This window comes from Lentzea albidocapillata subsp. violacea, assembly GCF_900100275.1.
In the GTDB taxonomy this organism is placed as follows: domain Bacteria; phylum Actinomycetota; class Actinomycetes; order Mycobacteriales; family Pseudonocardiaceae; genus Lentzea; species Lentzea violacea.
This window is the reverse complement of the sequence record NZ_FNET01000001.1, coordinates 383,796-396,473: the sequence shown is the minus strand read 5'-3', so window position 1 is coordinate 396,473 and position 12,678 is coordinate 383,796. Positions and strand designations below refer to the sequence as shown.

Annotated in this window: 14 protein-coding genes; 2 read left to right on the top strand and 12 right to left on the bottom strand. The window is 69.8% G+C overall.

All coding sequences use genetic code 11. The annotated features are described in order from the left end of the window. Nucleotides 1-513 precede the first annotated feature (513 nt). Entirely contained in the window at nucleotides 514-831 is a 318-nt protein-coding gene (locus BLR21_RS01555; protein WP_090003819.1) for a bifunctional 3-phenylpropionate/cinnamic acid dioxygenase ferredoxin subunit, read from the top strand. Further along, the gene (locus tag BLR21_RS01550) at nucleotides 828-1,997 is read left to right on the top strand and encodes an NAD(P)/FAD-dependent oxidoreductase (protein ID WP_090003818.1); all 1,170 of its coding nucleotides are present in this window, start codon (nucleotides 828-830) and stop codon (nucleotides 1,995-1,997) included. Before BLR21_RS01555 ends, BLR21_RS01550 begins: the two co-directional genes overlap by 4 nt. Here BLR21_RS01550 and BLR21_RS42200 read toward each other — a convergent pair. The 12 genes from BLR21_RS42200 to BLR21_RS01495 form a co-directional block, all read right to left on the bottom strand. Next, nucleotides 1,994-2,170: an NAD(P)-dependent oxidoreductase gene (locus tag BLR21_RS42200; RefSeq protein ID WP_176929401.1), complete on the bottom strand. Its 177-nt coding sequence runs from the start codon at nucleotides 2,168-2,170 to the stop codon at nucleotides 1,994-1,996. The genes BLR21_RS01550 and BLR21_RS42200 overlap by 4 nt on opposite strands. 115 nt (nucleotides 2,171-2,285) lie before the next feature. Beyond that, nucleotides 2,286-2,882 (bottom strand): TetR/AcrR family transcriptional regulator, encoded by a 597-nt coding sequence (locus tag BLR21_RS01545; protein WP_090003817.1) that lies wholly within the window; start codon nucleotides 2,880-2,882, stop codon nucleotides 2,286-2,288. A 28-nt stretch (nucleotides 2,883-2,910) separates the two neighbouring features. Then, entirely contained in the window at nucleotides 2,911-3,957 is a 1,047-nt protein-coding gene (locus BLR21_RS01540) for a hypothetical protein (protein ID WP_090003816.1), read from the bottom strand. Continuing rightward, nucleotides 3,954-5,423 carry an NAD(P)/FAD-dependent oxidoreductase gene (locus tag BLR21_RS01535; RefSeq protein WP_090003815.1) on the bottom strand — a complete coding sequence of 490 codons (1,470 nt, stop codon included), beginning with the start codon at nucleotides 5,421-5,423 and terminating at the stop codon, nucleotides 3,954-3,956. Before BLR21_RS01535 ends, BLR21_RS01540 begins: the two co-directional genes overlap by 4 nt. 200 nt (nucleotides 5,424-5,623) lie before the next feature. Further along, nucleotides 5,624-6,544, bottom strand: a complete 921-nt coding sequence (locus BLR21_RS01530; RefSeq protein ID WP_090003814.1) for a peptidoglycan-binding protein — start codon at nucleotides 6,542-6,544, stop codon at nucleotides 5,624-5,626. Nucleotides 6,545-6,554: 10 nt separating this feature from the next. Continuing rightward, on the bottom strand, nucleotides 6,555-7,775 hold the full coding sequence (locus BLR21_RS01525; RefSeq protein WP_090003813.1) for a glycoside hydrolase domain-containing protein: 1,221 nt from the start codon (nucleotides 7,773-7,775) through the stop codon (nucleotides 6,555-6,557). Nucleotides 7,776-7,789: 14 nt separating this feature from the next. Further along, nucleotides 7,790-8,947 (bottom strand): ABC transporter permease, encoded by a 1,158-nt coding sequence (locus tag BLR21_RS01520; RefSeq protein ID WP_143027572.1) that lies wholly within the window; start codon nucleotides 8,945-8,947, stop codon nucleotides 7,790-7,792. Continuing rightward, nucleotides 8,947-9,609 (bottom strand): ABC transporter ATP-binding protein, encoded by a 663-nt coding sequence (locus tag BLR21_RS01515; protein WP_090003811.1) that lies wholly within the window; start codon nucleotides 9,607-9,609, stop codon nucleotides 8,947-8,949. The genes BLR21_RS01520 and BLR21_RS01515 overlap by 1 nt, the downstream gene beginning before the upstream one ends. Then, nucleotides 9,609-10,679 carry an efflux RND transporter periplasmic adaptor subunit gene (locus BLR21_RS01510; RefSeq protein ID WP_143027571.1) on the bottom strand — a complete coding sequence of 357 codons (1,071 nt, stop codon included), beginning with the start codon at nucleotides 10,677-10,679 and terminating at the stop codon, nucleotides 9,609-9,611. The genes BLR21_RS01515 and BLR21_RS01510 overlap by 1 nt, the downstream gene beginning before the upstream one ends. Continuing rightward, a complete protein-coding gene (locus tag BLR21_RS01505) occupies nucleotides 10,676-11,569 on the bottom strand; it encodes a hypothetical protein (RefSeq protein WP_090003809.1) in 894 nt (297 codons plus the stop codon). Before BLR21_RS01505 ends, BLR21_RS01510 begins: the two co-directional genes overlap by 4 nt. 12 nt (nucleotides 11,570-11,581) lie before the next feature. Beyond that, nucleotides 11,582-12,028: a hypothetical protein gene (locus BLR21_RS01500; protein WP_090003808.1), complete on the bottom strand. Its 447-nt coding sequence runs from the start codon at nucleotides 12,026-12,028 to the stop codon at nucleotides 11,582-11,584. A 39-nt stretch (nucleotides 12,029-12,067) separates the two neighbouring features. Then, nucleotides 12,068-12,592 carry a helix-turn-helix transcriptional regulator gene (locus BLR21_RS01495; protein WP_218130710.1) on the bottom strand — a complete coding sequence of 175 codons (525 nt, stop codon included), beginning with the start codon at nucleotides 12,590-12,592 and terminating at the stop codon, nucleotides 12,068-12,070. Nucleotides 12,593-12,678 lie beyond the last annotated feature (86 nt).

Here is a 12,678-nt window from a genome sequence, read left to right as displayed (position 1 = left end):
TGCGGCGCGCATCACAGTGAGACTCGAAAACGGGGTTGTCAAGCCTCTGTCGCACGGACGGAGGCATGCGGCAGAAAGCTACTGACCGGTCACAAACCCTTGAACGCCAACGAGCCTCTGGCCGGAACCGGAGGCTCGTCGATGTGGGCGCCGTCAGCGAGCGGGGTGCCTCATGCGGACGGAGAGGTCGCGCGACACCGCGTCCGCCACCTCGGGATGCGCCGCTGCGACAGCCGGTAGGCCGGACCCGCGGCGCCGATCGCCGCGACGATGTCGCCGAACTCGGGACCGCGACCGCGTGCAGCCCTGGTCCAGCTCCTCGATGCAGGTCGCATACCCGTCTTCGGCCGAGCGCGGTGTCGCGCTCCTCCCCGTTGTTGCCCACGCGACGGGAACCGACTGGCGCAACCACCTTTGCTCCTCAGGACGCTCCTTGACGCACTTCCCCGTCCTGAGTCATTCTGGTGTTGCGTATCACACACCGTGTTCCGTAATGCGCAACGGAGGCTTCTGATGATCACAGCGTGCCCGGTGGCCGACCTTCCCGTGGGCGAGTCCATCCGGATCTCTGGCGACGTGGCAATCGCCGTCTTCAACGCGGACGGCGAGCTCTACGCCATCGACGACACCTGCAGCCACCAGGACGCCTCCCTCTCCGAGGGCTGGCTCGAGGGCTGCTTCGTCGAATGCCCGCTGCACGCCGCCAGTTTCGACCTCCGCACCGGCGTGCCGACCTGCCTGCCCGCCAAGAAGGCCGTGCGCACGTACCCCGTCGTGGTGCAGGACGACATGATCTACGTGGACACGAAGGTCCGTGAGGCTGTCGCATGAGGACAGTCGCCGTGGTCGGCGCCTCGCTGGCCGGCCTGCGTTCCGTGCAGGAACTGCGGAACCAGGGCTTCGACGGGCGCATCGTGGTGATCGGCGAAGAGGTCCACGCACCCTACGACCGGCCACCCCTCTCGAAGGCGTTCCTCTCGGGCAAGCTTCCCGCCGAGGAACTCGCCCTCGCCGAGCAGAGCGACATCGACGAGTGGGCGGCCGAGTGGAGACTTGGTGTCCGTGCCGAACGGGTTGATCCGGCAACGGGAGAGATCCACCTCTCGACCGGCTCGGTGATCCGCGCGGACGGCCTGGTGATCGCTACCGGCGGCCGTCCCCGCACGCTGCCCGGCACCGCCGCCCTGACCGGCGTGCACGCCCTCCGCACGCTCGACGACGCCGTTGCGCTGCAAGCGGATCTGCGTCCCGGCACCCAGGTCGTGGTCGTCGGCGCGGGCTGGATCGGGGCCGAGGTCGCATCCACTTGCCGTTCGCTCGGCCTGGAGGTGACGGCCGTCGAGGCCGCCGCGGTACCGATGGAACGCGCACTCGGGCCGATGCTGGGCGCGCTGTGCGCCGACCTGCACGCGGACCACGGCGTCGACCTCCGTCTCGGCGTCGGCGTCGATTCGTTCACCCACAACGGTTCCAGAGTGACCGGGGTCGCGCTGCACGACGGCTCCCACCTCCCCGCCGACGTGGTGGTGGCGGGCATCGGCATGGAGCCCGCGACCGACTGGCTGCGCGGATCGGGACTCCCGCTCGACAACGGAGTCCTGTGCGACAGCGGCTGTGTCACGCCGATCCCCTCGGTGGTCGCCGTCGGCGACGTCGCCCGGTACCGCACCCCCGACGGTCGCCATGTCCGCCACGAGCACTGGACCAACGCCTCAGAACAACCAGTCGTGGCCATGCGCAACCTTCTCGCGGGAGCCACCCTCGACACGTTCCGGCCATCCGGCTACGTCTGGTCCGACCAGTACGGCGTTCGCCTGCAACTCGCGGGCGACACCAGCGGCGCGGACGAGATCACCGTGATCGACGGCTCTCCCGACGACCGCAAGTTCGTCGCCGAGTTCCGCCGCGCCGGCCATCCCATCGGCGTTCTCGCCATGAACAACGCCAAGCTCTTCGGCAGGATGCGCAGGCAGCTCGCGGCCGGCGAACCTCACTAGGCGACGCTGGACCGCCCGGTTCTGCTTGGTTCGTCCGCCACGTCCTCGGCGCTGACGAGGCTGCTGCCGTCCGCCGCGGTGAGCATCTGGTCGCCGCCGAGCCGGAAGGTGCCGGTGCGCCGGGGGATCTCGTCTGCGGGAGAGATGTAGGTCCAGTCGAGATCGGTCAGCACTGAAGCAATAGTCATAATCGTTGAGCGGTTTGCGGTCAACGACTTGCACCAAGCTCGCCCTGCTGCTGCAGGTTCACGATCATGCCGTCAGGGCGACAACACACGATCACCGTGGTTACCGAAGAGCGGGCCCGATCCACCGGCGGACCAGAGCTCGCAACTGGTCGTCGGTGAGCGCCGGCGTCGAGGGATGCTGCAGGAACGACAGGAAGAGCCGCATCAGGATCTCGGCGAGCCCCTGGAGCTCGTCGTCGGTGGCGATCCCGGCGCCGGCCCAGTCCACTGGCACGTCGCGGAGGATGCGCGCCCCGAGCGCGAAGGACTCAGGGGAGGTCACCGCGACGGTGAAGACGTCGGATTCGCCTGCCTGCAGGAGCAAGCCCAGGTACGGCTCCCGCGGGACCTCCAGGACGCCGAACACCACGGACTCCACGGCCACCTCGGCCGGGCTGCCGAACGAGGCGAGGTGCCGTGCCATCCGCGCGGCGAAGTCCTCGACGCCTGCCAGCGCGACGGCGCTGAGGATGTCCGCGAGGCGTGGGAAGTAGCGGTAGACCGTCTGCCGCGTCACGCCCGCCTCGGCGGCGACCACGGACATGCTGGTCTTGGCGAGCCCGACGCGGTCCACACAAGCCATCGCCGCCTTGACGATCCGGCGGCGTGCCTCGTCCTCGGTGCCGGGTGGGTTGCCCTGCCAGCCGTGATACCCCATGCGCACCATCATCCCCGAGAGCGTTGGCTCAGGCGGTGGAAGGTGCTTTCCGGTGCACGCGACGCAGCGCCGCGAGCAACAGACCTGCCCCGATGAAACAGGCGAGCGCGTACAGCGCGCCTGCGATCGGTGGGCCGTCAGGAAGAGCGCTGATCCAGAACACCGCCATCCCGCCCAGGTAGACGGCTGGGTAGATCCGGACGAAGTCCGACAGCGGTTCACCAGGCCCCGGCGACCTCAGCTGCGACAGGACGATCCAGCCACCGGCCAGCCACACCAGGGCCAGCTCGACGCCGAGAACCCAGGCCTGGGCGGTGGCGTTGCCGCTGAAGAAGCTCGACGGAATGCCCGCGATCGCCATGGTCGGTGGCGTGAGGACGCCGGCGAGCAGAACGCGCGGCACCAACGCCCGCCCGCGGCGCTCGCCGGCCAGGCGCACGACCAGATAGGTCATGGCCCCCAACGAGACGGACGCGAACAGCAGCATGCTCGTCATCGGCACCGCTGCCAGCGCGGGGTGGTTGACGATGCGGTTGTCCGGGTTCCAGGCCCACCACTTCAGCTGTGGTCCGATGTGGTCGAACACCTCGTAGAACACCTGGCAGGCGAAGGCGACGGCGACCGACCCCACGAGTGCGCCCCGGCTCCGGAAGATGCCGAGCGACCGCACCAGCTCGTAGGCGAGCTGACTGATCACCGGGTAGAACGCGATGATGTAGAGCGGCAACCTGTCCCACATGAACTGCACGGTGAACTGGTTGTGGGCGAAGATGAAACCGTAGATCTCGTTGAGTCCGAACCACTCCGGGAAGTACAGCGGTGGTTCGATCACCGCGAGGTACACCAGCGACGTCCACCACAGCGCCAGGTTGATCGGATCGCCGTGGCGGTAGCGGCGCAAAGCGTGCACCAGAGCGAAAACGGCGCCGCCGATGATGAGCAGCTCGAGCAGCGGCATCGTCCAGTGCGCGAGATCCCACGGAAACCGCACCGAGACCACGGGTGACACGTCGTGGCAGTCGAAGCCGAGGCCGCGGGCGACGGCTTCCGCCTCCGGCCCGCACACGGCGCTCATCGCGCGGCAACCGTTGCCGCGGCGCCGTTCGGAGAGTAGTCCGTGGCCGGCGGCTCCGCCTGGGGATCGAACCCGAAGGGGATCCGCTGCCGTCCCAGCGCCGTCCGGATCCGGTAGCGCACGAGCGCCGCGATCACCCGCGGGTTCCGCATCATCTCGCCCAGCGACTCGTCCATGTTGAACACCTTCGCGAAGTGCTCGTCGACCACCTCGTACTCACGCGCCGCACCGACGATGAGACTGAAGGCCGGGCCGGACACGGCCGCGAGAACACGACGCCACCACTCCGGCACCTTCTCGGTGCCCACCGCGCACTCGTAGCCCTGGTCCCTCGCCATGGCCAGCGACCAGGGCACCGTGAGCGATCTGCGTTGCGCCACGAGGAACCTGGCGTAGAACTCCGCGTCGAGGCGTTGCGCGCGAGACAGGTGCTCGCGCAGCAACAGTGCAGACATCGCCGCAGAACTGATCCCCTGGGCGTAGAACGGGTTGAACGCGCAGATCGAGTCGCCGACGAACACCAGACCAGGTGTGCTCAAGCGGTCGTAGCGCCGCCACTTGTTGCCCGTCGACCGGGTCAGGTGCACCTCCGAGGTGGGTGAACACCGGTCCATCGCGGCTGCGAACAACGGCGTCCGCACCCGGCGCGCCGACTCGACGAACGCCTCGGTCGTGCGGGGCATGTCGATGCCCCACGAGCCCATGCAGGCGATGACGCGGTTCCCCTCGATGGGAAAGAAGTTCACCAGGAACTCGTGCTCGGCGGGGTGCTCCCCCCTGTCCGGGGTGGGCATGATCACCAGGTGCTGCCACCACCACGACGCCGGTCGCTCGGCCGGTGAGGGCAGCTCGTACCAGCGCGAGGTGTAGGTGACCTTGGCGTCGAGCGTGCGCACCTCGGGCTCGGGCCATCCGGCGGCCACGAGCCAGCCGCTGACCGAAGACCCGCGCCCCATCGCGTCCACCACGAGGTCGGCGTCGAGGTGCTCCTCGCCGGCGGACGTGGACAGGCCGACCCCCGTGACCGCCCCGTCCCGCGTGGTGAGGCCGTGCACCGAGACACCCTCGCGAATGGTCGTGTTGGGCAGAACTCGAACCGCGTCGCGCAACACGCGTTCGATGAGGATCCGCGATCCGTAGATCATCGTCATCGCCCCGCGCTTACGCGCCGACCAGCCCTCCCCGTCGAGGTAGGCGGCGTCCAGAGACGGCATCAGATGCAACCCGCCCGCGGCGATGAGCTCGTCCTCGAATCCGGGGAACAGCGCCCCGATCGCGCGCCGTCCCGAGTTCAGCAAAAAGTGCGGGTGCTTGCTCTGCGGCACGCCACGCCGGTGCTCCGCGGCGGCCGGGAGCTCGTCCCGTTCCAGTACCACCACCTGGTCGAAGTAGGGGGCGAGCGCCCCGGCGGCGCACAGACCAGCGGTGCTGCCACCCAGTACGACGGCGGTTCTGCCCAGCGTCACGCGGACCACCCCTCGTCATTCATACAATCAGGACTCGAATGTATGAATGACGAGGGGTGGCGTCAATCCGGCTTACGGGCTACGGCTTGGGTGTCCACGAGCGCCGGCTGGTTGTCCCACATCGCAGTCGCACTTCGGTTGAGCGGATCTGCCTGGTGATCGTGGTCGCCCTGGCGCCAGGGCGACGGAACCGGGTGCGGTCAGTAGTAGCAGCCGGTTGTCGGCAGCGAGGACGGGACCGGCGGCGTCAGGCCGTCGTAGATCGCGAGCAGGAAGTTCTGCGGGCAGCGCTTCACCCCGTTGATCTTGATGGCGATGTGCAGGTGCGGGCCGGTCGAGTTGCCGGTGTTGCCGGTGGTGCCGACCTGCTGCCCAGCGGTGACGGACTGGCCGTTCGCGACGGCCCACGAGGAGAAGTGGCAGTACTGGTACTCCACGCCGTCCTTGAGGATCTTCACGCCGTAGCCGCAGCCGGTGGTGGCGCCGTCGTTGATCCGGTAGGCGACGCCGCTGACCATCGCGTAGGCCGGGCGGTTGCTGACGGGCAGGTCGATGGCCGGGTAGTCGTGGTGCGGGTCGTCGTACTCGGAGCGAGGCAGGTCGCCGCGGGCCAGCGGCAGGCTGAACGCGCCGCTGCCACCAGGAGTGCCGCCGACCAGGGCCTGCCAGGTCATCGGGCCGATGATGCCGTTGTTCTCCAACTGCTGGGCGGTCTGGAACGCCACGGCGGCGTTGTAGGTGCCGCCGCCGAAGTCGCCGTCGACGACCAGGCCGTAGCCGTAGCGGTTGAGCTGAATCTGGGCGGCTTTGACGGCCTCGCTGTTGTTGCCGCGCTGCACGCTCACGATCAGCTTGGGCCACGTCAGCGGGCCGACCTCACCGTCGGCCCGCAGGCCCGCGGAGGTCTGGAACTGCTTGACCGCCGACTCCGTGGCGGGGCCGAAGTCGCCGTCGGCCGCGATGTTGTAGCCGCGGTGGCGCAGCAGGTGCTGGGCGCTCTGCACGGTCGGGCCGGTGGCGCCGATCTTGACGTTCGGCCAGGCGGGCAGCGCGGCCTGGGCGGGGCTCGCGAGTCCTAAGAGGACGAAGAACGCGAGCAGGGCCGTGGTGAACGGTTTCATGGTGCTCCTCTCACTGGCCGCGCTGGAGCGCGGTCCAGGTCTGGGGTCCGGTCTCGCCGTCGACACCGAGCCCGCGAGAGGCCTGGTAGTCACGGACCGCCTGTTCGGTGGCGGGGCCGTACGAGCCGTCGATCGCGATCGAGCGGCCGAGGGCGGCGGTGAGCGCGCGTTGCAGGCGGCGGACTTCGAGTCCGGTCGAACCGGCCTGGAGCCGGGGCTGCCAGCCGGCGGACAGCAGCGCCGTCCAGGTGCGGCGGCCTGCCTCGCCGTCGGCGGTCAGTCCGACGGAGCTCTGGAAGTCCTTCAGCGCGGACTCGGTGCCGCCGCCGAAGTCGCCGTCGACCGCTCCGGGTGCACGGCCGTCGTCGCGCAGCAGGTACTGCAGGGCGGAGACGGCCGCGCCCCGAGCGCCGCGACTGATCGTGGGGTACGCAGGGAAGTCGCGGTTCACCGGCGGTGCCAGGTCTACCTGGTTGGCGTCGATGAAGATCCGCACACCGCCCCACGTCTCCTGGAAGTCGCCGCGGTACTGGTGGATGCGCTGGTGGTTCGACCAGTAGGTGCTGGGCACGTGGGAGCCGGCGTTGGTGTCCGCGACGCCGTTCCACCAGGCGAAGTCGATGACGTCCGGACGGGCGTGGGTGGCGGAGCGGTAGACGGTGGCGAGGTCGCGGATGCCGGACGCGGCGCTGGAGTAGACGCCCGAGTGATGGCCCGCCTCGTGCAGCCGTTCGGTCCAGCCGGTGAGGTAGCTCAGCACCGCCGTGCGGCACGCCGTGTTCGAGCTGTCGTAGTGCTCCATGTCGTTGTACAGCACGACGTCCTGGCCCAGACCCAACGCGCTGGCGCGGCTGATCGCGTCACCGGCGTTGGCACGGCCCTGGTCGCGTGCCGTGGCGGCGTCACCCGACATCCGGAACGACTGCGTTGTGCTGCAGGGGGCTTGTCTGCCCACGTACAGCGGCAGCAGGTGCCAGCCGCGGGACTTCTGCTCGCTCACCCACCCGGCAGTCAGGTTGGCCTGCGTCTTGCAGCCGCGGCCGTCACCACCGAAGTAGACACCGATCGACCGGTACGGCGAGGCGGCCCAGGCCTGCATGGTCGCCGACGAGGGCGTCTCACAGGTGTCGAAAGCCTTGCCGCTGAACGTGTCCGCGTACGCGGGCGCGGGCAGCGGCATCAGCAGCGTCCCGGCCAGTAAAAGGGCGCGCGAAAGCCGTCGATTGTTCATCAGGGTGCTGCCTTTCAGCGTTGCAGGGCGGCCACGGGCTGGATGCGGGTGGCTCGGGCGGCGGGCACGAGGCCGGCGACGAGACCGGCCGCCGCGCAGACGGCGGAGGCGACGAGCGCGAGCCGCAGGTCGATCACGGGTGTCCAGCCGTTCCACAACGACACTGCGGACGTCACGCACACGCCGAGGAACGCACCGACCGCGCCGCCGAGCGCGCCGAGCACCGTCGTCTCGGCGAGCAGCTGGGCGAAGACGTGTGCCGGGCGGCCACCGACCGCGCGGCGCAGGCCGATCTCCGCGGTACGGGTGGCGATGCTCGCGGTGGCGGCGTTGCCGATCGACACCGTGCCGATCACGAGCGTCACCAGGCTCACCATCAGGCTGGACCGGGTGACGTTGTCCTCGATCTCGCGGCGCAGCGTCTTCGGGTCGGGCGGCGCGATGGACCGCAGCGCCTCGGCGGCCTCGGGCTTCAACGCGAGCGGTGCCTGGTGCGCGATCTGTTGTGCCGCACCGGGCGCGGTCTCGATGATCACGTCTCGCTTCGGGTTCGCGGAGGTGAGCTTGCCCGCCGTGCGGAACGGGACGAGCGCCGCCGTGAGGGCTTCCGGGCGGCGGGTGACATCGTCGAAGATCCCGGCCACGGTGTAGGCCTCGTTGTCGATGAACACCGCCGCCTGCGTGCGCGTGACGCCGAGCTGGTCGGCGACGCTGCGCGGAAGCAGGACGATCCGCAGAGCGTTTCGTTCGTCGTACTCGGTGAACAGCCGGCCCTCCGCGAGTGCCGGGCCGATCACGCGCAAGGCCGGCGGATCGACCCCCATCAACCGGACACCCTGCACGGGCACACCGATCGCCCTCGTCGTGGGCCGCTCGTCCAGCAACACCCGCGGACCGGCCGCGCGCACGCCGTTGAGCTCACGCAGGCGTTGCAACGACTTCTCGCTCTGCCACCCGGTGTCCGCGCCCTGATCCTGCGGCTGCACCAGCACCTCGGTCGCGCGCCGCACGTCGAACGACGCCGAAACCTGTTGTCCCAGCGTCGACACGAGCCCGAGAGTGCTGACGAACGCCGCCGCGCCGAGCACCGTGCCCAGGGCGGTGAGCATCGACCGGCCGGGAAACCTGGTCACCGACAGCAGGGCTTCCCGCACGAGATCCGCCGGGCGCATCACGCCTCCTCGACGTGGCCGTCGACCACCGTCAGCGTGCGGGTGCCCGCGACCGCGACCTCGGGATCGTGCGTGATCACGACGACGGTGAGGCCCTCCGCGTTGAGCTCACGCAGCAGCCGCAGCACGGTCGCGGTGTTCGCGCTGTCGAGGTTGCCGGTCGGCTCGTCGCAGAACAGCACGCGCGGCGTCCCGGCGATGGCACGGGCGATGGCGATGCGCTGCCTCTCACCACCGGACAACGTGCGCGGGTCGGCGTGAGCACGGTGCGCCAGCCCGATCTTCTCGATGGCTCGTAGTGCGCGGGCTCGGCGCTCGGCACGCCGGTGCGGCCCGTAAAGCATGCCCAGCTCGACGTTCTCCAACGCGGTCCGGCCAGGCAACAGGTGGAACGCCTGGAACACGAAGCCGAACAGCCTGCCCCGCAACGACCCCAGGTGCCCGGCGCTCATGCCGGCGGTCTCGTCACCGCTGACGCGGTAACCGCCGTTCGTGGGAGAATCCAGCAGCCCCAGCAGGTTCAGCAACGTGGACTTGCCGGAGCCGGACGGCCCGGTGATCGTGACGTACTCGCCGTTCCCGATCGCCAGCGTCGTCGGCTTGAGCGCGTGCACAGGGTGTCCGTCGTCGTAGGTGCGCGACGCCGCGATGAGTTCGAGCATCACTTCTTCCCACCCACAACCACCCGCGTACCCTCGGCGAGACCCGTGACCTCGACCCACCCACCCGCGATCCGCCCGGTCGTGACGACGACATCGGCACCGTCGACCGTGACGAACGTCGTACCGTCCGCTTTGGACAGAACGGCGGTGACGGGCACGGCGAGCGTTGGCTCGGGACTCCCGGCCACGGCGACGTCAACCCGGAACGCCCGCCCGGCAGCGGCCTCCAGCGCGGCACCGGTGAAGGCGAGCGCCACCTCGACCCCGGTCACCCCGTCCGCCCCGGTCACCGGCGCCGACCCGACCGACGACACCGCTGCCGCCGCCTTCGTCCCGGCGGCCTCGTCGGACACGGTGGCCTGCTGACCGGCCTTCAGGAGCTTGCCCTGTTCGACCGACGCCGTCGCCTTCACGAACGGCGCTTGCCCGTCGAGCGACAGGATCGGGGCCCGCGGGTCGGTGAGCACGCTGCCCACCCCGACGTGCAGGGTGCTGATCACCCGGCCCGGCCGGTCGATCGCCACGATCGACGACCGCTTCACCCCGGGCGGCGTGGTGAACCCTCGGCTGGCGTACCAGCGCGTGATCGCCTGCTGGGTGGGTGTGTCGAGCACGCCGGTTCTCGGTGCGCCATGTCCCATGCGGCGCAACGCGTCCTGCAGCGCGGTGACGTCCGTGCCGCGGTCGTCCGGCGCGATGTCGCGGTACAACGGGAACGGCAGGAGCAGCGCGAACATCGGCTCGTCCGCCCGCACCAGCACCACATCGCCTTCGTTGAGCCGGTCGCCGGGGCGCACCCGGACCTTCGTGACGACGCTGCTGTCGCCCAATGCTGCTTGTGGTGGGAGGAGCGGGGTGCTCGGGCCCGGGGTGAGCTGGCCGCGGAGCACGACCGGCTCGGTCAGGACGCGGCGTTCCACCTGGGCGGTGATCTGGGATGGTGCGGGCGGAGCGGCGTCGGCCGCGGCCTGGGCCGGGGACTTGAGGCGGGGGCCGAGGAGCACGCCGGCTCCGACGAGGGAGGCCATCGTGATGCCGGCGACCCCGATCACGACCACGCGGCGCTTCACGACTCCCCCGCCACGGCCGCAGCCTTGCGCGCGAGCTCCTCCACCTTGGGGTTGAGCTCGTCGATCCACGTCTGGTGCTTCTCGACGTTGCGCGCCTGCACCTGCTGCACCGCCGCGAACCACGCCTGCATCCGCCCGGTCTCACGGCCGCAGCGGAACCACGCCAACGCGACCGAGGACTCCTCAGGTGTCGGCGTGTAGTGCCGCACGGGCAGCGCGGGCCCGATCTCCACCGTGCCGGGCACGCCACGCGGCACCCACGCGTCCTCGGCCCCGCCGTCGAGCTTGCCGTAGGTCACCCCGAACTGCTGGTGCGCGGGCTTCTTCAGGAACTCCTCGCGCACCGGCACAGTGAAGCCCTTGCCCGCCATGCAGTCCAGCACCTTGGCAGGCATGTCCGGCGGCATCGCGGCGTCGACGTCGCGGTGGTAGTCGGCCAGCGTGTTGACGAGCTCGTAGTAGTCGGTGAAGGTCTTGTGCGCGTCCGGTCCCAGCTTGGCCCAGGCCTGCTCGGAGCACCGCTCGAGGTTGCGGTCGTAGTTGGCGTCGAAGCTCGCCACGCGGCCGGGGGCGGCGATGGTGTCCTGGCCGAAGCCGAGGCGGCGCGCCTCGTCCTCGCTGGTGGGGCCGAAGTCGCGTTCGGACATGGTCAAGAACTCGAACGAGTCGACGGGCTGAGCCAGCATGACACTCGCGTCCTGCGGGTACCCCGCGTCGGCCAGGCACCTGTTGCGGATCTTCTGCTGGGTGTGGTCGATCAGCCCGATCTGGCGCCCGAGCACGATGTCGTAGGGCTGCGGGGGCTCCAGGCCGGGTGAGAGCGGTGGTGGTGGCTGCTCGGCGGAACACGCGGCCGCGAGCACGCACAACGCGAGTGCCAGCTGTCTCATGTGGACGGTTCCTTACCTGTTGACCGGGGCGCCTTCCTGGCACCGGGAATGTCCGTTGTTGCGGTCAGCGACGACGGTGCTCCACACGCTGTTGTTGGGCTGCGTGTAGTACTGGTACCAACGGCCGGCGCCGTCGACGTCCCAGAGCGTCACCGAGCAGACGGTGTCGCGGTTGCGAATCTGCTGGGCGTTGTCCATGACGAGCTTGCGCGGGCTGTCGTTCGCGCCGACAGTGCCGCCGAAGACGTAGGCGTTGTGCACGCCCGCGACGTAGTGGTGGTTGGCGCCGTTGCGGAAGTGCTTGATCCGGCCGTCGTCTCCCGCAGCCCACCGGAAGCAGATCTCGGTGGTGTTGCAGGCGAGGTTGCCGTCGCCGACGTCATCGGCCGCCTGCGAGGTGCCGGGCACCGCGACCAGCGCGGCCGCCGAAGCGAGGACGGCCATCAGGGTTCTGCGCATCTCATTCCTTTGCGGTAGGCGGAAATCTCTCCCGGAACGCTACGAACACACCGGTAGTGGCCGCCCTAGTCGCGAGACCAGTTGTGTGCGGTCGCGGCAACCGAACTTCCGCAGCAGGTTCGAGACGTGGTACTTGACCGCGCTCACCGTGATGAACATGGCGGCGGCGATCTCCGCGTTCTCCCGGCCGTCGGCGAGCAGGCGCAGCGCCTCCCGCTCGCGGACGGTCAGCGCGACGGGCGGCAGGCCGGGCAGCAGGCACGACACCAGCCGCGGCGACACCCACCCGCCGAACCGGTGCACGTCGTGGACCGCCCGCACGATGTCGTCCACCGGGTCGTCGGCGAGCACCAGGCCGGTCACACCCGCCCGCACCAGCTCCTCCACCGGCCCCACCGACGGCAGCACCGCGACCGTGCCCGGCCCCGTCGCGGCACCTGCGTCGACCACGGCCACATCCGCGGGCGTGGCCACCACAGCCCACTCCAGTGCGCTCAGCCGGGTGGTGATCTTGTCCACCAGCAACGCGCTGCGCAGTGACAGCGCGACTCGAATCGTTCGCACGAAGCCCTCCCCTCAGGTCGTGCCCAGACCGTCGGCAGGAGCGCGTATTTCTCCGTATCGGCTGCGTATAACGCCTGGTCGTTGCT